Origin of the sequence: Hymenobacter siberiensis, from assembly GCF_018967845.1 — a bacterium.
Lineage (GTDB): Bacteria > Bacteroidota > Bacteroidia > Cytophagales > Hymenobacteraceae > Hymenobacter > Hymenobacter siberiensis.
Genome location: NZ_JAHLZZ010000001.1, coordinates 793,223 through 814,133, shown reverse-complemented (window position 1 = coordinate 814,133; position 20,911 = coordinate 793,223). Strand labels below are relative to the sequence as shown.

The window sequence follows — 20,911 nt, the reverse complement described above, 5'->3', positions numbered from 1 at the left end:
CAGTATTGCTAATAACTTGGTTAAGCCGTTAGAGTGGGCCTGCCTGGACTCGAACCAGGGACCTCTACATTATCAGTGTAGCGCTCTAACCACCTGAGCTACAAGCCCAAAACCAGTATTAATATTATTTGAATGAAGGAAAAGACAATCAGTAAGTTGTAATTACTGTAACACACTTTATTGAACTCACGAGTCGAACTGCTCCAGAAAGGAGGTGATCCAGCCGCACCTTCCGGTACGGCTACCTTGTTACGACTTAGCCCTAGTTACCTGTTCTACCCTAACTGGCTTCGTTGCGGAGCACCAGCTTCAGGTCTACCAAACTTCCATGGCTTGACGGGCGGTGTGTACAAGGCCCGGGAACGTATTCACCGCGTCATTGCTGATACGCGATTACTAGTGATTCCAGCTTCACGGAGTCGAGTTGCAGACTCCGATCCGAACTGAGAACGGCTTTTCGGGATTGGCGCACCATCGCTGGTTGGCAACCCGCTGTACCGTCCATTGTAGCACGTGTGTAGCCCTAGGCGTAAGGGCCATGATGACCTGACGTCGTCCCCGCCTTCCTCACTGCTTGCGCAGGCAGTCTGTCTAGAGTCCCCATCATTACATGCTGGCAACTAAACATAGGGGTTGCGCTCGTTGCGGGACTTAACCCAACACCTCACGGCACGAGCTGACGACGGCCATGCAGCACCTTGCTTTGTGTCCCGAAGGAAAGGCTCATCTCTGAGCCGGTCACGCGCATTCTAGCCTAGGTAAGGTTCCTCGCGTATCATCGAATTAAACCACATGCTCCACCACTTGTGCGGGCCCCCGTCAATTCTTTTGAGTTTCACTCTTGCGAGCGTACTCCCCAGGTGGGATACTTAACGCTTTCGCTAAGCCAGTGACCATCTATCGCCACCAGCGAGTATCCATCGTTTACGGCGTGGACTACCAGGGTATCTAATCCTGTTCGCTCCCCACGCTTTCGTGCCTCAGCGTCAGTTACAGTCTAGGCAGCTGCCTTCGCAATCGGTGTTCTGGATACTATCTATGCATTTCACCGCTACAGTATCCATTCCGCCACCCTCGTCTGTACTCAAGTCCTCCAGTTTCCAGGGCAGTTCCACTGTTGAGCAGTGGGCTTTCACCCCGGACTTAAAGAACCGCCTACGCACCCTTTAAACCCAATAAATCCGGACAACGCTTGCACCCTCCGTATTACCGCGGCTGCTGGCACGGAGTTAGCCGGTGCTTATTCATCAGGTACCGTCAGTAGAGGACGCATCCCCTTTTTTCTTCCCTGATAAAAGCAGTTTACGACTCAGAAAGCCTTCATCCTGCACGCGGCATGGCTGGGTCAGACTCTCGTCCATTGCCCAATATTCCCTACTGCTGCCTCCCGTAGGAGTCGGGCCCGTATCTCAGTGCCCGTGTGGGGGACCAGCCTCTCAGCTCCCCTAGCCATCGTCGCCTTGGTGAGCCGTTACCTCGCCAACTAGCTAATGGCACGCAACCCCATCTGAATCCAATAAATCTTTAACTGTTACTTGATGCCAAGCTGCAGTTTTATGCGGTATTAATCCGCCTTTCGGCGGGCTATCCCCCAGATTCAGGTAGGTTGGTTACGCGTTACGCACCCGTGCGCCACTATCTCTATTGCTAAAGACCGTTCGACTTGCATGTATTAGGCCTGCCGCTAGCGTTCATCCTGAGCCAAGATCAAACTCTCCATTGTAAAATGTTCTACACCAGTTCGAAAACTGGCTGATGTCGAGTGCTAATCCGACTCGTATTAACGAGTTCATGTATTCGTGTTACGCTTGTAATTGCTGCTCCCTGCATCGCTGCAAAAAGCCCTTACTATTTGTCTTTTCCAAACATTCAAAGAACGTGTATCAGCCCAGTTGGCGTGATAGTGTGGCGGTGTAAACTGCCTGTTTTTCTTTCTCTCAATTCCCTTTCCTGCGATTGGGAGTGCAAAGGTAAGAGGAAGTTTTTAACTGACAAGCAAAAGATGAAAAGTTTTTATTTTTCCTTTTCGCTTGCTTTGCGGCGAGTGGCACTCGGTTAGTGCGATTCGGGGTGCAAAGGTAAGAAACTTTTTTGATTTCCAACTTTATTTTTCAACTTTCGTTGCAATAAAAAGACTGGCTTCAAAGCCGTGAATCCGTTCGATTCGTGGCGGGGTGCAAAGGTAAGGGGGTTTTTTCAAGAACCAAGACCGGCGACAAATTTCTTTTTCGCTTGCTTTTCTGCCCGCCTCCGTTCGATTTGGGAGTGCAAAAGTACGCGAGATTCTTGAATAAGCAAGGCGAGGCGCCGAAATAGTTGAGATTATGGCAGCTTTTTGCTGGTTAAAAAGGGATGGCAACAGCTAGTGATTCGTGCAAAAGCGCCTTGTATGTATGCTGACGGTATATTTAGGGGTGAAATGGATTGCCAGCAGATAGGCATATGGGGTTCGGTAGTTTCGCTTTTTATGCGAATCTGGACGGAGTAATCGCTGGCAGGACGGCTGTGGTGTTGACCTGAATACGAGCAGCGCCGGCTGAGATGCTCGTATTCAGATTGGGGAAGCCCCAGCGGAAGGTCGAGCAATGGCTTTTCCCTGCCTTTCTTAACGTACTCCTTGCTACCGCACCACTTCAACCCAGCCGCGAAGCAACTGTTGAATGGAGGCTTGGCGCATTAGGGGGAGTAAGTACCTAGCAGTGACATCATGCCCCATACACTACGGTATTGCCTAGCAGTGTAGAAGTGATGTCTTCACGGTTGTAGTCATCGAGGAATTGGTTTCCTGCCAAGCCGGCTGGCGGGAGTTGCTTGTTGAGGCCGTCGCCATCGGGGGGCACGATGCTGGGGATGAGGCGGTAGCTGCTTGATGATATATGCCGACTAGCCGACCGTATACCGCCGGCCAAGCTACGCGCCAGCCCATACAGGCCCTTGGCCTGCACCAATAGCATGGCAGCGGTTGACCCGTTTGACCAGCGGTAGGTGGTTCCGAGAGCGGCCACGGCAGAGATACGCAGCAATAAGGGGCTACATCGCAAATCGTAGCATCGGCCTTCAGGGAGAAGGGGCATTGGCTGCTTCGCATGCCCGGTTCGATGAGATTGACTGGTACAGTTGCCTGGAGCAGGTACCGGCGCGCAATAGTTACCCGGCTGGGTAATGGTGATAGCGGGGGAAGTGGCAGCAGTGCTCCATATAGTAAGAGGTAACAAAGGCATTGCCGACGGCAAGATATGAGATGCTACCGGGGCACGGTAACCAATCATTGATACTAACTGCTGTTGGAGGCTACCGTGGGGGGCTACCGCGTAGAGCCACCGGGGAAGGGGGCAGCGACAGGATAGTGCTGTGCGTAACCGAAAGTGTGGCGGTAGTGGGCTCCGTATTCCGATGGAAGGCGCGGGGGCGGGGGCCGCAGCGGCCCGAAGTTGGGCTGGGTTGCTTCCCACCAGGCATACCTGTGCGGGTCGGGTATTCTGCAGTGAAGGGGGTATTACGGTGACCTGAGCGGATGCTAAGCATCCTATACTATAATGAGCCGCTAGCCAGCCCCCCCCCTTTGCCTGGGAACGCGGCCTTAGTGACACTACTCTATAGTAGTAGCGATGGGAGCAAGAACTGTAAACTGCACGGAGGACCCATCACATCCTATTAGTGTATTCCTGAATGCGCGGGACCGACTGGAGAGCGGTAATACGATAGAGGTGGCTGAAGCACTTTTTTCACCGATGAAGTTGGCCGGGGTTCTACCAAAGATGCAGGCTATGTAAACATTGCTGCTTTGCATGGCCATTGCACCGCCATCAAGTCCAAACCTGCTATCCCGCTTGCTAATACCAAGGATGCGGTAGTGCTTGGGCCCGTAGGCTACCGGCACTGGACAGAACCCGCGGGTTGACAGGCGTGAGGTGACAAAGGCTGGGATTTCCGACTTTCAAAGCGAGAATTATAGTTCCGCTCTTCACTTCGTGATAAGCATCGTTTCTGTTGCGGGAACGCCGGCATTTTCAATCATTGCTGAGCAGGCCCCAGAACCGGTCAGCCTGTGCTGTACTGGGTTCCGTTTAAGACATAAACAAAAAACCCCTTCACAAGCTGTGAAGGGGTTTTTCTGTGGCAACAGTTGGAATCGAACCAACGACACCAGCATTTTCAGTGCTGTGCTCTACCAACTGAGCTATGTTGCCGTCTCCCCGCAGCGTCTTTAGGTTGCTTAGGGGACCGCAAAGGTACGAATGCAATGCAATGACGCAAGAACCTGAGCAAAAAAAGTGTGAATAAGTGTACAGTTTTTGAAAAGTAGTAGGCATGCCGAGTATATTGCGTCCCCAAACGTTTCCACTTGCTTACCTTTACTGCATGTTGCAATCCATCCTCTTTCTACTGCTCCTGGTAGCGGCTTTTGGCTTTTTCGCGTGGCAGGTCCGGAAAATACGGGCCAACATTCTGGTTGGGCGCGAGCGCGACGTGAGTGGCAACGCGGCTGAGCGGTTTCAGAAAACCATACTGGTGGCCTTTGGTCAGCAGAAAATGTTTAAGCGCATGACGCCGGCTTTGCTGCACCTGGTGGTGTACGTGGGCTTTCTGGTCATCAATATTGAGGTGATTGAGATTGTCATTGATGGCCTATTTGGCAACATTTTCGGCTTTCATCGGGCACTGAAATTCCTCGGACCGGTGTATGATTTGCTGATGGCGACCAATGAAATCCTGGCGGCGCTGGTGATTGTGGCCGTGGCCGCATTCTGGTGGCGCCGCAATAGCAACCCGCCCCTCAAGCGCTTCACGGGGCCGGAGCTGCGGCTGTGGCCTAAGATGGACGCCAATATCATCCTGTATGTTGAGGTGGCGCTGATGCTGGCCCTGTTCTTTATGAACACCGCCGACCTGAAGCTGCACGCCATGCGCGGCGAAGACCTGCCCGGCACTTTCCCCGTGAGCAACCTGCTGGTGGGCCTGCTGCCCACCAACGAAGGCACGCTGCACGTACTGGAGCGCCTGGGCTGGTGGATTCACATCACCGGCATCCTGCTGTTCCTCAACTACCTACCCAGTTCCAAGCACTTCCACATCATCCTGGCATTTCCGAACGTGTGGTACTCGCGGCTGGTGCCGCAGGGGCAATTTTCGAACGTGGAGAGCATCACCAACGAGGTGAAGGCCATGATGGACCCTAGCTTTGTGGTGCCGCCCGCTCCTACCGCGCCCGATGGCTCGCCGCTGCCGCCCGCGCCCTTCGGTGCCAAAGACGTGGAAGACCTGCCCTGGACGAACCTGCTGAACGCCTACTCCTGCACCGAGTGCGGCCGCTGCACTTCGGTATGCCCCGCCAACCTGACGGGGAAGCTGCTCTCGCCGCGTAAAATCATTATGGACACGCGCGACCGGATGGAGGAAAAGTATAACTCGCCCCTCATCTTCCGCCCCAACGTGTACGGGGCCGAAGCCAAGCACGAGCCCGTGACCGACCTGATGGAAGCCACCCTGCTGCGCGGCAAGGTGACACCGGAGGAGCTATGGGCCTGTACTACCTGCAACGCCTGCGTGGAAAGCTGCCCCGTGAACATCAACCCGCTCGACAGCATTATTGAAATGCGCCGCTTCCTGGTGCTGGAGGAATCGGCCGCACCTAACTCGCTGAACGTGATGTTCTCTAATATTGAGAACAACGGTGCGCCGTGGGCTTTCTCGCCTTCGGACCGGTTTAATTGGGCCGATGATTTGTTTGCGGCGGAGAAGGCAGGCGCTACTGCGGTAGCTTAGATTACTCAAAAGGCGGTCATACTGAGCGAAGCCGAAGCATCTCGCGTGCCACTACTAATCCTATTGTTGTTACGTCATTGATTACCACTGCACGCGAGATGCTTCGGCTTCGCTCAGCATGACGTTCTTCTTCAAGCATTCCCTACTATGACTCCTGAAGCACCAACCAAAAAGCAAATCAATGTTCCCGTTATGGCCGATTTGGCGGCCCGCAATGAGTCGCCCGAAATCCTGTTCTGGGTGGGCTGCGCCGGCGCGTTTGATGACCGGTACAAGCGTGTGACCCGCGCCTTCGTGCGCATTCTGGAGCATGTGGGCACCAAGTACGCCGTGCTGGGCCTGGAAGAAAGCTGCACCGGCGACCCCGCCAAGCGGGCCGGCAATGAATTCCTGTTTCAGATGCAGGCTATGCAGAACATCACAACGCTGAACGGCTACGGCATTAAGAAAATCGTGACGGCCTGCCCGCATTGCTTCAACACCATTAAGAACGAGTACCCGGCGCTGGGCGGCGACTACGAGGTTATTCATCATAGCACCTACCTGCAGCAGCTCATCAACGAAGGCAAGGTGGGCGTGACCGGGGGTGAGAGCTTCAAGGGCCGCCGCATTACTTTCCACGACAGCTGCTACCTGGGCCGAGCCAACAACATTTACGAAGCCCCGCGCGACGTGCTGGCCGCCCTCGACGCCGACTTGGTGGAGATGAAGCGCAGCCGCGCCAACGGCCTGTGCTGCGGCGCGGGCGGCGCCCAGATGTGGAAAGAAGCTGAGCCCGGCAAAAAGGAAATCAACATCGAGCGCACCGAGGAAGCCCTGGCCACCCTCAGCGGCAAGGCCGAGGCACTGGCCAACCTCGGCGGCGTGGAAACCGAAACCAGCGCCCCCGGCCCGCATGATTTGCAGGGTAGCATCATTGCCGTATCGTGCCCCTTCTGCATGACCATGATGAGCGACGGCGTGAAGAACAAGGAGCAGGAAAGCAAGGTGCAGGTGTTCGACCTAGCCGAGCTGGTAGCTTCGGCTGAAGGCATCAACGCCTAAATTTTACGGGTGCACATTCGGTTTCGGGGGTAAGCGAGGGCAAGAAAATACGCTTGCCTTCGTTTACCCCCATACCTTTGAAAGACTGGGCTGCCCACCTTCGGGGAGCAGCCTGGTCATGCTCACTGCCTTAAAACCGACCTTCTATGTATGTTGCGTTCGACCAGCTTCCGCCCGAAGCCCGGGTATGGATTTACCAGGCCAGCCGCCCGCTCAGCGGGACGGAGATTGTGGGCATGATGCCTGGCCTAGCCCGTTTCGCCGAAGAATGGACCAGCCACGGCCGCACCCTGCTGGCCTCGGGCGAATTCCTGCACCAGCAGTTTCTGGTGATTGGGCTGGATGAAGGCGTGGCCGGCGCAAGCGGCTGTTCCATCGACGCTTCGGTGCGCTTTGTGGCCCAGCTTGAGCAGTACCTGGGCGTGGAGCTGCTGGAAAAATCCCGGATGGCTTTTTTGCAGGCCGGCACGGTGCAGCTGCTGAAGCGCGGGGAATTGAAGGAGGCCGTGGCGGCTGGGACAGTAGGGCCGGACACGTTTTATTTTGATAATACGCTAGGGACTAAGGGTGAATTGGATACCCACTGGCCCCGTCCAGCCAGCGAAACCTGGCTGGCCCGCTACTTTGGGCAGGAAGAAAAAAAACGGACTGCTTACGTGAATCCTTTTCAAACGTAGTATTATTGCTAACCCAAAAATATCTAATCGGGAATATTCCTGATTCCTCCCTCCCCTCACCCTCCCCACACCACCACCCCACTTCACCTATGAGGAAACTATTATTCGTCTGCACCGCGGCTGGCTCCGTCGCGCTTTTGAGCGGCTGTGCCACTACCGGTGGTATGAGCAAGGGTGACAAGCAGTTCGCCCGCGGCCAGTATGAACTGGCTATTCCCTTGTATAAGGCCGATGTGGCCAAAGGTAAGGGTGCCGCCATTTCCAACTTCCGCATCGGCGAGGCTTATCGCCTCTCGAACCGGGTTGAGGAAAGCGAGCCTTTCTACAAAGCTGCTATCGATGGCGGAGTAAAGAACGCCGACGCTGGCTTCCGCTACGCTGAAGCGCTGAAAGCTAACGGCAAATACGACGAGGCCGCGGCGCAGTTTGCGAGCTACGGCAGCAACGGCGGCAACCGCACCCTGGCCGCCCGCGCCGAAACGGAAAGCAAGAACGCCGCCGCCAGCAAGGCCGTGGCCGCTATTAAAAACAAGTATGAGGTGATGCCCGTGGACGCGCTGAACTCGGCCGGCTCCGACTTTGGCGGCACGATGATGGCCGGTACCGGCGACTTCGTGTTTGCTTCCGGCCGCGATGGCAAGAAATACCTCGGTAACGGTGAGAACTTTAACGACCTCTATGCCATCAAATTTGATAACGCGGCGGCCATGACCGGCGGCACGGTGCGCAAGCTCGAAGGTCCTTTCAACACCGAGAACAAGCACGAAGCCAGCGCCACCTACACCCCAGATGGCAAGACGATGGTGTTTGCCCGCTCGAACGACGGTAGCAAGAAAGGCTACCTGAGCGTTGACCTGTGGATTTCCTACCTCAAGGCCGGGGCCTGGAGCGAGCCGGTGCTGGCCAACATCAACGACCGGACGGCCGATGACTTTGCCCCGGCTTTCGGGCCGGACGGTACCACGCTGTACTTCGCCTCGGGCCGCAAGGGCGGGCAGGGCGGCAACGACCTCTACAAAGCCACCCTGGGCCCGAACGGCCGCTTCTCGCCGGCGGAGAACCTTGGCGAAACAATTAACACGGCCGGCAACGACAACTTCCCCGGCGTGGCCCCGGATGGTACGCTGTACTTCGCTTCGGACGGACGCCCCGGCCTGGGCAAGCTCGACCTCTTTATGGTGAAAAACGGCCAGCCCGTGAACCTGGGGGCCGATGTGAACAGCACCGCCGATGATTTCGCCCCGGTACCAATGGCCGGCGACATGGGCCTGTTCAGCTCGAACCGCGCCGGTGGCAAGGGTTCGGATGACGAGTACATGTTCAAGAAGAAGGCCCTCAAGCTGGTGACCTTCTACGCCGACGGTACCGTGCTGGAGCGCGACGACAAAGCCAAAACCACGCTGCCCCTGGCCGGTGCTACTGTGACGGTGACCAGCTCCAACGGCCAGCGCCTGAGCGCCGTGAGCGGCCCGGACGGCAAATTCAACCTGAAGCTGGACTCCGTGACCAGCTACAACATGCTGGCTGAGCGCGCCGGCGACTTCTCGGCCCGCACGGCCCTGAGCACCGTGGGCCGCAAGCTCAGCCAGGATGCCCTGCCCAACCTGACCAACGACATTCAGCTGCCGGTGACCCTGACGCTGAACAAAATCATTCTGGCCAAGGCTATTGAAGTCAAAGATATTCTCTACGACTACAACAAGTACGACATCCGGCCGGATGCTGCCATCCGCCTCGATACGCTGGTGCAGACCTTGATGGATAACCCCAAAATTTCCATCGAGTTGAGCTCGCACACCGACCAGCGCGGCAAGGACGCTTATAACATGAAGCTTTCGCAGCAGCGCGCCCAGGCCGCCGTTGACTACATCGTGAGCAAGGGCATCGATAAGGCCCGCATCACGGCCAAGGGCTACGGCGAAACCCGCCCCCTTGTGCTGAAGCCGACGACGGAAGAAGAGTACCAGCGCAACCGCCGCACCGAGTTCAAAGTGACTCGGATAGCGAAGTAGCCTGAGTAGTTAATTTTGATTTGAGAAGCCCTCGTAGCCAACGCTGCCTTGTCCTTACCCAAAACTCAAAAAGCGCCGGCCGACAGGTCGGCGCTTTTTTGTCTGTTATTCGTCAAGTAGTTGCGCCGCCATGTTCACGCCCTCCACGAGCAGGCGCAGGCTCCGGCGGCCGAGCCAGAGGGTTTGCCAACCGGGTGGGCCGTCCCCTTTGCGGCCCAGGTGCCCACCCAGCGCGGCCAAGGCCAGGTAGACGGCGCGCACCGTGTCCAGGGGGCGGCGGCTTTGGTGGCGCAGCACCCGCAACTCGGTGGCCGTCAGGCCGGCCGCCTGGGCCGGCAAGTCCGGTTCGAGCCGGCTTTTCTCGCGTAAATCCACCAGGGCCAGGGCCACTACGCTCAGCAGGGCCACGGCGGCGAAGAGGCGGGCCGCCGTTTGCAGCTGCAGCTTTTCGGCTCCCAGCCCCGTTTTCAGGGCCTTGTGAAAGTCCTCAATGAGCCAGCGGCTGGCGTACTGCCGGGCGCACACCAGGGCCTGGGCGAAGTCGGTGACGGGCTGGTCGCAGAGCAGCAGCCACTCCAGGCCGGGTCCCGGGGCATCCGGCCCCTGTTCTTCCCAGACCCGCACCAGGCCGACGGGCACGGGCGCTCCCTTTCCCGTGGCCCCGCCCGGCCGCTGCGGGGCCCGCAGGGCCAGGGCCGGGCTGAAACTTACCTGCAACACCACCGCACGTGCCGGCTGGCGGGGCCGCCCGCGCAGGGCCAGGGAAAACGTGCCGGCGCTGCGCTGCGCCCGCGCCTGCTCGAAGAGGCGGCCGGCGGCCGTTTTGTCCGCCCCGGCCACCAGGGCCCGGTTTTGGGCGGCCCGCACCACGAAGCCCAGCCCCTGGGCCTGGCACTGCTGCAAGTGCTCGTAGATGTCGGCCCCGCGGTCGGCCACCACCACCCAGCGCGTACCGGCCGGTGGGCACCCGACGGCCCGCAGGCTCTGGGCCCACAGGGCTGACTCGCGGGGCCGCCCCTGGCGGGGGCGGGAGCCGCCGTGGGGGTGGGCCTTCTCGGCGTCGGGCACGGGTTGGCGCACGTGAAACTGCTGGTCGAGCAGGCCCAGCAGCGGCAGGGCCAGCCGTTTGGCCGCCGGGTCGGGGTCGGTGGCGGGCCAGGCGGCGGCCACCAGCGAGTGCAGCAGCACGCCCTGGCTATAGGCTTTGCCCGGCCCCACCGGCCCGAGGCCCGCCCGGCGCTCGGCCGCTTCGGGCCAGCTCAGCTCGGTCGTATCTTCGACCAGCAGGTAGGTGCCGGGCGCCTGCAGTTGCTGGCCCACGTGTTGGCGGTGAGGGGCTTGCAGCGCGTCCGGGGTCGTCTGCGCGTGGCCCAGCAACTGGTAGGCGGCTTTGCCGGCGTAGGCCTGCCCCTGGCTCAGGCACGGAATCGTCGCTCCCGGCTCCCGCGCCCAGCCGGCCGCCAGCGTCACCACGCGTCGGTTGCGGCGCACGTCGCCCAGTCCTACCCCACTAAAGTGCGTGTGTGCCCACTGCGGTGCGTTCCCAAAGTCCGTCGAAATACTCATGCGCGCAAGCTACCCGCTAAGCGCAAAAAAAGCGCCGGCTTACCGGCCGGCGCTTTGCAAAAGTTTTGGGTAAGGACAAGGTAGCCAACGCTGCGGGGGCTTTTTGCTGCGCCACGAAATGGGTAGGGCGCGGGGCTAGCTCCCGCACCCTACAATACCCACCGCCTTACCGAAACGTGGCACAGGTTTTGGAAATAGATGAGCAGCGGCCGGAGTTTCCGGCCGAAACCTTCTCCTTTACTGCAATGAAAAAGGCGCTACTTCTGGCACTGGCGAGCTTATTTGCCGCCGTATCTCCCGCGCTGGCTTACCCGCCCGTACCGGCAAATGTCAACTTTTCGTCGGAGCGCGGGGTACCGTTTGGGTTGGTGCTTGATGGGCGGCCCCTCACGCGGGGCCTGGCCCGGCAGGTGCACGTCGACCAACTGATGCCCGGCCAGCACTGGGCCGATTTCAGCGTGCCCACGGCGTATGGCGGGGCCGTGCGCTTCCGCAGCCGCGTGTGGCTGGAGCCCGGCCTCGAAACCACGTTTGTGCTGGTGACGCGGCCGGGCCGGCCGCTATATCTGCAGCAGGTAAATGCCGTAGCGCTATACGCGCCCGGCTATGGCGGCAACGGCTACTACAGTGGCGGTGGTGGGCACTACAACAGCCCCGCGCCCTACGGCCAGGGCTACGGCAGCAACGAACCGTACGACGACTACAACGATGGCGACAGCTACAACACCACTCCGGCCCCCAACGGCGGCTACGGCAATAATCCCAACGCGCCCAGCAACGGCGGCTACAACACTACTCCGGCCCCCAACGGCGGCTACGGCAATAATCCCAACTTGCCTAACAACGGCGGCTACAACAACGGCCCCACGCCCGGCAACTACCCCGGCACTGCTACGAGCAGCTACCGCAGCCTGGCCCCGCAGGACGTGGATGCCTTGGTGAAAAACGTGCAGGGGCGCATTGCCGAAGCCAGCAAGCTGAGCGCGGCCAAAGAAGGCCTGGCCCAGCGCAGCCTGCGGAGCGATGACCTGAGCCGCCTGCTGCGCAGCATCAACGCCGAGGCCTGCCGCATAGATTTAGCCACGTTTGCCTACACGCACATCAGCGACCCCCAGAATTTCAACCGCGTATATGATGCCTTTGAAACGGAAAGCGGTGCCAAGGCGGTAGAGCAGGCCGTGAATAATACTTCGCAACGCTAGGAGCCGTTTCCAACGGCGCGGGCTGTCTGCAGTTACACACAAAAGGGCCGCTGTCATCACGACAGCGGCCCTTTTTCATTCCGATTTTCCGCGTACCGAGCGGCACAGCTGCTTAGCGCAGGCGGTCGGCGCTGCGCACCAGCTGCTCGTCGCGGCGAATGAAGCGGTTGGCCAGCAGGTTGAGCAGCAGGGCCAGCGTGGGCAGGTAGAAAGCGAGCAGCACCTGGCCTTCGAGCTTGATGTTGAGTAGCTGCTCGCCCTTGGTCTGGAAGTAGAACTCGGCGCCGAGGGTGGCGGTGATGAGCAGCAGGTTGATGGAGCCCAGCATGAGCTGGCGCATGCGGGTGCGGAACTGGAAAATCTCATAGAACGCCAGCGCGGCCGAGGCAGCAGCCAGGGTGCCAATAAGCCAGACCGGGCCGATACCGGCTGGTACGGTAAGGCCCTGGGCATCGAACCCAAAGGCCGTGAGGGTTAATTCCTGATGAGTGAGGCCGTCGACTTTGTGCCACAGGGGCAGCGCCAGCAGGCTGAGCATGGCCAGGGCCAGCAAGAGCAAAAACACGCTTTGGATTCTTTGTATCATCTTTGTTGTAGTGTTGAACAGGTCCGAACCAGTGCCCGGGCCGCAAATTTAATTCCATTCGGCGCTTGCGCCGCCATTATTACCTTACGAATGCCAACTGCTTATATCGTGGACGCGGTGCGTACCCCGATTGGAAAATTTGGGGGTGCGCTCAGCAGCGTTCGCCCCGACGACCTGGCCGCCCATGTGCTCCGCGAGCTCATGCGCCGCAACCCAACCGTTGATAAGGCCGCCATTGAGGACGTCATCATCGGCGCCGCCAACCAAGCCGGGGAGGACAACCGCAACGTGGCCCGCATGGCCGCGCTGCTGGCCGGCCTGCCCGTTACGGTGCCCGGCAATACCGTGAACCGCCTGTGCGCCTCGGGCCTGCAGAGCATTATGGACGCGGCCCGCGCCATTAAGTGCGGCGAGGGCGACGTGTACTTGGCCGGCGGGGCTGAGAGCATGACCCGCGCCCCGTTTGTGATGGCCAAGTCGGAATCGGCGTTCGGACGCGAGCTCACGGCCCACGACACCACGTTGGGCTGGCGCTTCATCAACCCCCGCCTCACGCAGCTGCACTACCCCTTTGCCATGGGCCAGACGGCCGAGAACGTGGCCAAGCAGTACAACGTGACCCGCGAGGAGCAGGATTTCTTCGCCTTCGAGAGCCAGCGCAAGTATGCCCGCGCCCTGGAGAAAGGCCGGTTCCGCAAGGAGATTGTGCCGGTGTTTATTCCGCGTCCGAAGGGCGATACGGCTCTTTTTGATGCCGATGAGCAGCCGCGCTTCTCGCCCCTCGAAAAGCTGGCCACCCTCAAGCCCGCCTTCCAGCCCGAGGGCGGCACCGTGACGGCCGGCAATTCGGCCGGCATCAACGACGGCGCGGCGGCCGTGCTCATGGTGAGCGACGACGCGCTGAAAAAATATAACCTGAAGCCCCTGGCGCGGGTGGTAGCCTCGGCCGTGGCCGGCGTAGACCCTTCGGTGATGGGCCTCGGGCCGATTCCGGCGACCCAGAAGGTGTTGCAGCGCGCCGGCCTCACGCTGGCCGACATCGACCTGATTGAGCTCAACGAAGCCTTTGCCGCCCAGAGCATTGCCTGCGTGCGCGAATTGGGCATGGACATGGCCAAGGTGAACGTGAATGGCGGCAGCATTGCCATGGGCCACCCGCTGGGCAGCTCGGGCGCACGCATCACGGCCACGCTGCTGCACGAAATGCACCGCCGCGGCGAAGGCATGCGCTACGGCCTGGCCGTGATGTGCGTGGGCGTAGGCCAGGGCGCCGCCGTGATTTACGAGAAGCTGTAACGCTGTAGAAACCCTTATAGGGGCGGGGCTTGTCCCCGCCCGTTATTGCACGACCGTTTTTAGAACGGCGTACACGGCGGGCGGGGACAAGCTCCGCCCCTACTCTTTTGCGCAGCCGTACTTTTGCGCATCATGCGCTATTTCCTGCACCTTGCCTACGACGGCACTTCCTACTGCGGCTGGCAGATTCAGCCCGGCATGCCCACCGTGCAGGCCGAAATTGACCGCTGCCTGACCCAGATACTGCGCCGGCCCACTTACTGCCTGGGCAGCGGCCGCACCGATTCGGGCGTGCACGCCAGCCACCAAGTAGCGCACTTCGATGCCGACCTGCCCGAAACCCTGCCGCTCGATGTGCTGCTCTACCGCCTGCGCCGGGCCCTGCCGCCCGACATCGGCGTGCTACGCCTGCACCCCGTGCCGGCCAATGCGCACGCCCGCTTCTCGGCGGAGGAGCGCAACTACGAGTACTTCGTGGTGACCCAGCCCAACCCCTTCCGGCGCGACCAGGCCCTGTACGTGGACCGCCCGCTAGACATTGCCGCCATGAATGAGGCCGCCGGCTATATGGTGGGGCAGTTCGATTTCACGTCCTTTTCGAAAGTGAAGGGCGGCGAAAACCACTACGTGTGCTACTGCACGGCCGCCGGCTGGCACCCGGCACCCGGCGGCTGGGTGTTCCGCATTCGGGCCAACCGCTTTGTGCGGGGCATGGTGCGGCTGGTGGTGGGCACCCTGCTCGACGTGGGCCGGGGCAAGCTCACGCCGCGCCAGTTTCAGGAGCTGCTGTGGGCGCAGAAGCGGGTAGATGCCGGCAGCGCCGCGCCAGCCAAAGGACTTTTCCTGAGCCGGGTGGAGTATGAGGACGGTGTGGTGCCGGCGGCGGAAATCAGCGCGTAGCCGTAGCCAGGGCCGGGGGTACTTGCGGTCCAGCACTTTGAGGTAGCGCATGGCGGCTTCAGAGAAGCGCGGCAGCGGGGTTTTATCCTTCTTCGCCGCTTTCTGGTAGAAGTACACGAAGGCGAAGGGGGCGTCGGACTGCGCAATCAGCTGCTTGCCGTAGCCGTTGCGCACGATGGCCGACGACATGAAGAAGCCCGGCAGATGCCCCGGTGGAACCGTCGGACAGCCGCCGGTACCACCGGCCCGATGCCGATGCCCCGCCCCGCGCCCGCGATTGCAGGGCGGAATCCAGGCGCTGGATAAACGTGGGGGCCGGCGTGAGCCCCCAGTCGCGGATGCCGCGCGGGTCACCGGGCTGAGCCATTTTCAGGGGCTTATCAATCTGGTCGGCAATGCCTTCGTGCTGCATGCTGGCCATTATTTCCAGCAGCCCCTCATCGTCGGGGGCAATGGGGCCGAAATCGCGGCTGGACTGGAGCTGGTGGTATATTTCGTGGCCTTCCATCAGGCCGCGCTTCACCTCATTGGCATCGAGCACGGCGCGCAGGCTGTAGAATATTCCCTCTGCCTGGGAGGTAGCATCATTGCCCAGGGCCTCGTAGTAGATATTGAGGTTGGATACCCGTTTGCGGGCCGCCGGGGGCAGCTGCTGGTAGGCGTACTGGTACATCAGGTCGAGGGCAGAGGTGTTTTGGGCGAGGCTGGCCACGTAGCGGCGGCAATCGGGCTCGCGCTCCTTATAGTCGTTCACCATCAGGTAGTACCACACCTTGGCTTGCAGCTTGGCCTGGCGCAGCGAGTCGTAGCGCGGCATGTACACCACTTCGATGGCCCGGCGGTAGCGCATCAAATCGGCGGCGGAGTAGATGCCGCGCACGTAAATCTTATTGCCCGGAATCTCCAGGAATTCCTGCTACGCCTGGTCGGTGAGGGGGCGGTTTTGCCGCAGCCCGTCGGTTATTTCCCAGTACCGGGTCACGGCGTCGGTGTTGATGGTTTGGGCGCGGGCGGCGAAGGCAGCCAGCAGCAAGCCCAAACAAAAGCCTATGCGGCGTAGCAACAGCAGCATAAAAAGGATGGAAAGGATGTGAAGCAGGCCCTAAAGATGGGGATGCCGTTCGAAAAAGCAAACCGCCACTTACCAACCCGCCGCGAACTCCGCTCGCCACTGCTTGTTCTTACCGACCTTTGCCCCCACTTATGGACCCCACCACTTCCGCCCCCAAAACCGGCCAGGTCTTCGACTGGGCCGTGCTGCGCCGCCTGCTCGGCTACGTGCGCCCCTATCGGCGCGTCTTCATCGGCCTCATTGTGCTCACCGTAGCCACAGCCGTGCTGGGTACGCTGCGGCCCTTCCTCATTCAGCGCATGGTCGATGTGAGCATCGAGCAGGGCGATATGAAGAGCCTGAACTTCATGTTTATGCTGCTGCTGGTGCTGCTGGTGGCCCACGCCGGCGTGAGCTACCTACAGACGTACTACGGCGGCTGGCTGGGCCAGTACATCGTGCGCGATATCCGCACCGACCTCTATCAGCACCTGCTCAGTCTCAAGCTTAAGTTTTTTGACCAGACGCCCATTGGTGTGCTCGTAACCCGCAACATTTCCGACGTGGAAACCCTGTCCGACGTATTCAGCGAGGGTCTGGCGGCCATGGTGGGCGACATTCTGCAGCTGCTTTTCATCATGGCCTTCATGTTTTACATCGACTGGCGGCTCACGCTCATCAGCCTGTCGGTGATTCCGCCGCTGCTGTTCAGCACGTACGTGTTCAAGGAGAAAATCAAGGGCTCGTTTCAGGATGTGCGCACGGCCGTGGCCAAGCTCAACTCCTTCGTGCAGGAGCACCTCACGGGCATGAACGTGGTCCAGATTTTCAACAACGAGGAGCGCGAGTTCCGCAAGTTCGAAGCCATCAACAAGGAGCACACCGATGCCAACATCCGCTCGGTGCTCTACTACAGCATCTACTTTCCGGTGGCCGAGGTGCTGGGCGCTATCGGAGTGGGCCTGCTGGTGTGGTACGCCGCCCAGGGCCAGATTGAGGGCTCGATTTCGAAGGGTGCCCTCATCGCCTTCATTATGTACAACGCACTGTTTTTCCGCCCCATCCGGCAGATTGCCGACCGGTTCAACACCCTGCAGCTGGGCCTGGTGAGCACCGAGCGCCTGCTCAAGCTGCTCGACAACCAGGACATCATCGCCACCACCGGCACCTACGCCCCCGCCGAGCTGCGGGGCGATGTGGAGTTCAAGCACGTCAAATTCGCTTACAACGAGCCCGACTGGGTGCTCAAGGACATCAGCTTCCACGTCAAGCCCGGCCAGACCATTGCCTTCGTGGGAGCCACCGGCGCGGGCAAAACCAGTATTATTAACCTGCTCAGCCGCTTCTACGATATTCAGGAAGGTAACATACTGATTGATGGCCGCGACCTGCGCGACTACGACCTGAGCCTGCTGCGCCGCCAGATTGGCGTGGTCCTCCAGGATGTGTTCCTCTTTGCCGGCAGCATCCGCGACAACATCACCCTCGGCAACCAGACCATCACCGACCAGCAAATCTGGGAAGCGGCCGACCTCGTGGGGGCCCGCCGCTTCATTGAGCGCCTGCCCAACGGCCTCGGCTATCCCGTGATGGAGCGCGGCGCCACGCTCTCGGTGGGCCAGCGCCAGCTCATCAGCTTCGTGCGGGCCATGGTGTACCAGCCCCACATCATCGTGCTCGACGAAGCCACATCCTCCGTCGATTCCGAAACCGAGGAATTGATTCAGGAAGCCATCGAAAAGCTGATGCAGGGCCGCACCTCGCTCGTCATCGCCCACCGCCTGAGCACGATTCAGAAAGCCGATAAAATCATCGTCCTCGACAAGGGCGAAATCAAGGAAACCGGCACCCACGAAGAGCTCCTGCGCATTGAGGGCGGCTACTACGCCCAGCTCTACCGCATGCAGTACGTGGTGGCTAGCAGTGACTGAGTAAGTGAGCAGATGAGTAAGTGAGTAAAGTGGCCCGGCACCGCTTTACTTACTCATCTACTCACTTACCCATTTACCCATTTACTCACTTACTCATGCGCTACCTCTTCCTCGCCATCATCCTGCTCACGCTCATCGCGGCCAGCACCTACGCCTACCTCGGCGGCACCCGCGAGCCTAAAATCACTCTCGAAACCACCGCTGTGCCGCTGTATCTGGCCGGCCAGCCCTTCCACGGCAAGGTTACCGGCGATTCCTTCGGCAACCTGTTCCGCCAGGCCAAGGATGCCCAGATACGCCTGCACGGCGACCTCGCCAACCTTTACCTCAACGACCCCGAAACGGCCCACGACACCATTCAGGCCTTCATCGGCCTGGCCCTGCCCGATACCACCCAAGCCCTGCCCGCCGGCTTCCGCTACCGCGTGGTGCCGGCCGGGCAGCGTATCCTAGCCGCCCGCCTCACGGGCGTGAGCTACCTGCTGGCCCCCAACAAGCTCTACCCCGCCGCTTTCGAGGCCGTGAAAAAGCAGAAGCTGACGCAGCGCGGCGACTTCTACCTGGAGCGTTTCGGGGCCAACGAGGAGTCGGAAGTGTGGGTGGGCGTGAAGTAGCAGCAGGCAACGGCACCACAGCGCACAAAAAAGCCTTCCGGCCAATGGGCCGGAAGGCTTTTTGCTGTTGCAAACACCTCCGTTTAGCGGCCGAAGTAGTAAGTGCCACCGAACTGCAGCTGGCTCAGGCCGAAACTCGCGCCAAAATCGGTGGTAACTGGCTCCCCGCTAGTAGGTGTTTCCTTTAGCCGGCTGTAGGCCAAGCTGCCTACGGTGGCACTAATACCCAGCTTCGGAACAGGGAAGCAAATAATGCCCGGCGTCAGACTGGCATAATACCCCTTCTGCTTTGTTTCACCAGAATTCATGTTTCCAGCCGGCCCATAAATGTAGGTGGTGCGATTGTACTGATAGCCGCCTCCGAGGGTACCTACCAGCCCAAACTGGTCAGTCAGCATTTTGCAGTACTGCACATAGGCACCGCTCCGGAAAGTTGTATTAGGGGCAAGGTCCGAGAGATTATTCGAAAAGGTGCTGTTATAAGTGTTTTTAGTGGCCGTATAGCCCAGGCTCAGGCCCACAGCCAGATTGTCGGCCACGAAATAGCCCACCGAGGGCGCAATCTGGAATTGGCTATTCACCGATTCGCTGCTTAAGTTGGAGCCCGTCACCTAAGCATTGGTGGTATGCCGGTAGTATCCCACGCTGCCCCCGAGCGACACGGTGCCAGCCGGAATAGCAGTTTGGGCGTGCGCTGCCGTGGCGGTGCCACCCAGCAAGGCAAGCAGTAGAAGGTTGTTTTTCATGGAAAAGAAGGAGGAAAAAGTGGGGATAAAATGATGGAAAGCGCCGAAACGCGCTTAAGCTGCATTCCGGTATGTATATGAGCAAAAAAAGGCCCTCTCCAGCAATGGAGAGGGCCTTTTCATTCTCGGGTCGGGGTGGCAGGATTCGAACCTACGGCCTCGTCGTCCCGAACGACGCGCGCTACCGGGCTGCGCTACACCCCGAAAGCAGGCCGATGGGGCGGCCTGTTTCTATTTCCAATATTAAGCGGCCGAAAAAAGCCTCCGAACCCGAGAGTTCGAAGGCTTTATAAGAGCGGCTGCTCTTCCGTCGGAGTGGCAGGATTCGAACCTACGACCTCCAGCACCCCATGCTGGCGCGATACCAGGCTACGCTACACCCCGTTTGGTATTGGAGCGACAAAGGTAAGATTATTTTTGATTCATGTGCAAGCTCTGCGAAAATAAAATTTTGCCCACAGTGGCCTGTAGCCGGTTTTTGGAGCGGTTTTGGCCCAAGCGGTTTCATAATTGCTTAGCTTTACGCAAGCCAATTTACCCCATCTTGTTCTTATCCTACTTATGAAAAAGTTATTACTACTTGTGTTGGCCAGCACGTTGGCTTCGGCGGCGGCGCAGGCCCAGGCCCCGACATCCGCCAGCCCGGCTACGGCCGTTGCTGCCCCCGCCAAAGAAGAAGCAATTTTGCCCAGCGGCGTAATAGCAGCCCCTCCGGCAGCTCCCGCTGCCTCAGCGCCGACAGCCGAGGGCACGGGCCGCATCGCGCTGGCCCCCGAAACCCCGGCCGCTAACCCCAACGCCATTAAGGTGAAAGCCGATGCCGTAGCCGGCCATCTCACCGTGAAAACCGACAATCCCGGCCCCACCCGCGTGGAAGTGACCGATACGGGCGGCCGCCCCGTCATCACCCACACCATGATGAATGGCCAGACCCCGGCCGTGCTCAACGTGAGCCAGCTGCCGGCCGGGGCCTACATCGTGCGCTGCACGGCGTATGAGAAAACCGGCATGCGCCGCGTCATGATTGGGCAGTAGCCCAAGCCCACACCCTCGCCAGCCAATAAACCAAACGGCCGCCCTGCTCAGCAAGGCGGCCGTTTGGTTTATTAGCTGGCATTTCTTTTAGCCCAACGGCTCCAGCAGGTCCCACTTGTTACCGTACAGGTCTTCGAATACGGCTACGTGGCCGTACACCTCGCTGCGCGGGGTTTCGAGAAAGTGCAGGCCGCGGGCCTGCAGCACCGGGTGGTCGCGCCAGAAGTCGTCGGTGTGCAGAAACAGCCAGACGCGGCCGGCCCCCTGCCGGCCCACGGCTTGTTTTTCTTCGTCGGTTTTGGCTTCGGCCAGCAGCAGGCTGCAGCCGGCGGGGCCGGGCGGCGCTATCACTACCCAGCGCTTGCCGTCGCCCATATCGAGGTCGGAGGCGAGCATGAAGCCCAGCACGGTGGTGTAGAAGGCAATGGCTTCGTCGTATTCACGAACGAGCAGGGTGACGTGGGCGATGTGTTGGTTCATAAGCA

At 59.9% G+C, this 20,911-nt stretch carries 17 protein-coding genes, 4 tRNA genes, 1 rRNA gene and 1 pseudogene; 10 read left to right on the top strand and 13 right to left on the bottom strand.

The annotated features are described in order from the left end of the window. Positions 1-34: 34 nt before the first annotated feature. The 4 genes from KQ661_RS03505 to KQ661_RS03490 form a co-directional block, all read right to left on the bottom strand. A tRNA-Ile gene (locus KQ661_RS03505) sits at positions 35-108 on the bottom strand. Between the two features lie 99 nt (positions 109-207). Then, positions 208-1,723 (bottom strand): 16S ribosomal RNA (locus tag KQ661_RS03500). Between the two features lie 982 nt (positions 1,724-2,705). Further along, positions 2,706-3,005 (bottom strand): hypothetical protein, encoded by a 300-nt coding sequence (locus KQ661_RS03495; protein WP_216685660.1) that lies wholly within the window; start codon positions 3,003-3,005, stop codon positions 2,706-2,708. Positions 3,006-4,117: 1,112 nt separating this feature from the next. Next, positions 4,118-4,190, bottom strand: a tRNA-Phe gene (locus tag KQ661_RS03490). A 172-nt stretch (positions 4,191-4,362) separates the two neighbouring features. Between KQ661_RS03490 and KQ661_RS03485 the strand changes: the two genes are divergently transcribed. The 4 genes from KQ661_RS03485 to KQ661_RS03470 all read left to right on the top strand — a co-directional run bounded on the left by KQ661_RS03485 (position 4,363) and on the right by KQ661_RS03470 (position 9,499). After that, a complete protein-coding gene (locus tag KQ661_RS03485) occupies positions 4,363-5,766 on the top strand; it encodes a (Fe-S)-binding protein (protein ID WP_216679378.1) in 1,404 nt (467 codons plus the stop codon). Positions 5,767-5,958: 192 nt separating this feature from the next. Next, the gene (locus tag KQ661_RS03480; RefSeq protein WP_216690803.1) at positions 5,959-6,810 is read left to right on the top strand and encodes a (Fe-S)-binding protein; all 852 of its coding nucleotides are present in this window, start codon (positions 5,959-5,961) and stop codon (positions 6,808-6,810) included. 146 nt (positions 6,811-6,956) lie between these two features. Then, positions 6,957-7,487, top strand: a complete 531-nt coding sequence (locus KQ661_RS03475; RefSeq protein ID WP_216685659.1) for a hypothetical protein — start codon at positions 6,957-6,959, stop codon at positions 7,485-7,487. Between the two features lie 164 nt (positions 7,488-7,651). Next, positions 7,652-9,499, top strand: a complete 1,848-nt coding sequence (locus tag KQ661_RS03470; RefSeq protein ID WP_235726917.1) for an OmpA family protein — start codon at positions 7,652-7,654, stop codon at positions 9,497-9,499. A gap of 105 nt (positions 9,500-9,604) precedes the next feature. Here the strand turns inward: KQ661_RS03470 and KQ661_RS03465 are convergent, their stop codons facing one another. Then, positions 9,605-11,065, bottom strand: coding sequence for an IS4 family transposase (locus tag KQ661_RS03465; protein WP_216685657.1), 1,461 nt, complete (start codon positions 11,063-11,065; stop codon positions 9,605-9,607). Between the two features lie 176 nt (positions 11,066-11,241). Between KQ661_RS03465 and KQ661_RS03460 the strand changes: the two genes are divergently transcribed. After that, positions 11,242-12,267 (top strand): DUF4476 domain-containing protein, encoded by a 1,026-nt coding sequence (locus KQ661_RS03460; protein ID WP_216685656.1) that lies wholly within the window; start codon positions 11,242-11,244, stop codon positions 12,265-12,267. Between the two features lie 112 nt (positions 12,268-12,379). On the opposite strand, the gene KQ661_RS03455 is transcribed toward KQ661_RS03460, so the two are convergent. Further along, on the bottom strand, positions 12,380-12,853 hold the full coding sequence (locus KQ661_RS03455; protein ID WP_216679374.1) for a DUF4293 family protein: 474 nt from the start codon (positions 12,851-12,853) through the stop codon (positions 12,380-12,382). 90 nt (positions 12,854-12,943) lie between these two features. Here KQ661_RS03455 and KQ661_RS03450 point away from each other — a divergent pair, with 90 nt between their 5' ends. Beyond that, the gene (locus KQ661_RS03450; protein WP_216679373.1) at positions 12,944-14,149 is read left to right on the top strand and encodes a thiolase family protein; all 1,206 of its coding nucleotides are present in this window, start codon (positions 12,944-12,946) and stop codon (positions 14,147-14,149) included. 132 nt (positions 14,150-14,281) lie between these two features. After that, the gene (gene truA / locus KQ661_RS03445) at positions 14,282-15,049 is read left to right on the top strand and encodes a tRNA pseudouridine(38-40) synthase TruA (RefSeq protein WP_216685655.1); all 768 of its coding nucleotides are present in this window, start codon (positions 14,282-14,284) and stop codon (positions 15,047-15,049) included. A gap of 138 nt (positions 15,050-15,187) precedes the next feature. On the opposite strand, the pseudogene KQ661_RS03440 reads toward truA, so the two are convergent. Together KQ661_RS03440 and KQ661_RS03435 are read right to left on the bottom strand one after the other, a co-directional pair. Continuing rightward, positions 15,188-15,929, bottom strand: a pseudogene (locus KQ661_RS03440) (DUF5700 domain-containing putative Zn-dependent protease); the annotation flags it as partial. A 36-nt stretch (positions 15,930-15,965) separates the two neighbouring features. After that, a complete protein-coding gene (locus tag KQ661_RS03435) occupies positions 15,966-16,121 on the bottom strand; it encodes a hypothetical protein (protein ID WP_216679371.1) in 156 nt (51 codons plus the stop codon). A gap of 131 nt (positions 16,122-16,252) precedes the next feature. On the opposite strand from KQ661_RS03435, the gene KQ661_RS03430 reads away from it, so the two are divergent. Both KQ661_RS03430 and KQ661_RS03425 read left to right on the top strand, forming a co-directional pair. Next, positions 16,253-18,031 carry an ABC transporter ATP-binding protein gene (locus KQ661_RS03430; RefSeq protein WP_216679370.1) on the top strand — a complete coding sequence of 593 codons (1,779 nt, stop codon included), beginning with the start codon at positions 16,253-16,255 and terminating at the stop codon, positions 18,029-18,031. Between the two features lie 95 nt (positions 18,032-18,126). Beyond that, positions 18,127-18,645, top strand: coding sequence for a hypothetical protein (locus KQ661_RS03425; protein WP_216679369.1), 519 nt, complete (start codon positions 18,127-18,129; stop codon positions 18,643-18,645). An 83-nt stretch (positions 18,646-18,728) separates the two neighbouring features. On the opposite strand, the gene KQ661_RS03420 is transcribed toward KQ661_RS03425, so the two are convergent. The 4 genes from KQ661_RS03420 to KQ661_RS03410 form a co-directional block, all read right to left on the bottom strand. Further along, positions 18,729-19,226, bottom strand: a complete 498-nt coding sequence (locus KQ661_RS03420; protein ID WP_216685653.1) for an autotransporter domain-containing protein — start codon at positions 19,224-19,226, stop codon at positions 18,729-18,731. A 30-nt stretch (positions 19,227-19,256) separates the two neighbouring features. Beyond that, complete coding sequence (locus tag KQ661_RS22480; RefSeq protein WP_262898291.1) at positions 19,257-19,391, bottom strand: hypothetical protein; 135 nt, start codon at positions 19,389-19,391, stop codon at positions 19,257-19,259. 130 nt (positions 19,392-19,521) lie between these two features. Further along, a tRNA-Pro gene (locus KQ661_RS03415) sits at positions 19,522-19,595 on the bottom strand. Between the two features lie 106 nt (positions 19,596-19,701). Next, positions 19,702-19,775 (bottom strand) — tRNA-Pro (locus KQ661_RS03410). A 177-nt stretch (positions 19,776-19,952) separates the two neighbouring features. Here KQ661_RS03410 and KQ661_RS03405 point away from each other — a divergent pair. After that, on the top strand, positions 19,953-20,426 hold the full coding sequence (locus KQ661_RS03405; RefSeq protein WP_216685652.1) for a T9SS type A sorting domain-containing protein: 474 nt from the start codon (positions 19,953-19,955) through the stop codon (positions 20,424-20,426). 87 nt (positions 20,427-20,513) lie between these two features. On the opposite strand, the gene KQ661_RS03400 is transcribed toward KQ661_RS03405, so the two are convergent. Further along, on the bottom strand, positions 20,514-20,906 hold the full coding sequence (locus KQ661_RS03400) for a VOC family protein (RefSeq protein ID WP_216685651.1): 393 nt from the start codon (positions 20,904-20,906) through the stop codon (positions 20,514-20,516). Positions 20,907-20,911 lie beyond the last annotated feature (5 nt).

Coding starts and splice junctions, on each gene's coding strand:
- KQ661_RS03435 (WP_216679371.1), bottom strand. CDS start 16,121: ATGCTGCTGTTGCTACGCCGCATAGGCTTTTGTTTGGGCTTGCTGCTG.
- truA (WP_216685655.1), top strand. CDS start 14,282: ATGCGCTATTTCCTGCACCTTGCCTACGACGGCACTTCCTACTGCGGC.
- KQ661_RS22480 (WP_262898291.1), bottom strand. CDS start 19,391: ATGAAAAACAACCTTCTACTGCTTGCCTTGCTGGGTGGCACCGCCACG.
- KQ661_RS03400 (WP_216685651.1), bottom strand. CDS start 20,906: ATGAACCAACACATCGCCCACGTCACCCTGCTCGTTCGTGAATACGAC.
- KQ661_RS03480 (WP_216690803.1), top strand. CDS start 5,959: ATGGCCGATTTGGCGGCCCGCAATGAGTCGCCCGAAATCCTGTTCTGG.
- KQ661_RS03475 (WP_216685659.1), top strand. CDS start 6,957: ATGTATGTTGCGTTCGACCAGCTTCCGCCCGAAGCCCGGGTATGGATT.
- KQ661_RS03405 (WP_216685652.1), top strand. CDS start 19,953: ATGAAAAAGTTATTACTACTTGTGTTGGCCAGCACGTTGGCTTCGGCG.
- KQ661_RS03430 (WP_216679370.1), top strand. CDS start 16,253: ATGGACCCCACCACTTCCGCCCCCAAAACCGGCCAGGTCTTCGACTGG.
- KQ661_RS03455 (WP_216679374.1), bottom strand. CDS start 12,853: ATGATACAAAGAATCCAAAGCGTGTTTTTGCTCTTGCTGGCCCTGGCC.
- KQ661_RS03450 (WP_216679373.1), top strand. CDS start 12,944: ATGCCAACTGCTTATATCGTGGACGCGGTGCGTACCCCGATTGGAAAA.
- KQ661_RS03485 (WP_216679378.1), top strand. CDS start 4,363: ATGTTGCAATCCATCCTCTTTCTACTGCTCCTGGTAGCGGCTTTTGGC.
- KQ661_RS03470 (WP_235726917.1), top strand. CDS start 7,652: ATGAGCAAGGGTGACAAGCAGTTCGCCCGCGGCCAGTATGAACTGGCT.
- KQ661_RS03425 (WP_216679369.1), top strand. CDS start 18,127: ATGCGCTACCTCTTCCTCGCCATCATCCTGCTCACGCTCATCGCGGCC.
- KQ661_RS03465 (WP_216685657.1), bottom strand. CDS start 11,065: ATGAGTATTTCGACGGACTTTGGGAACGCACCGCAGTGGGCACACACG.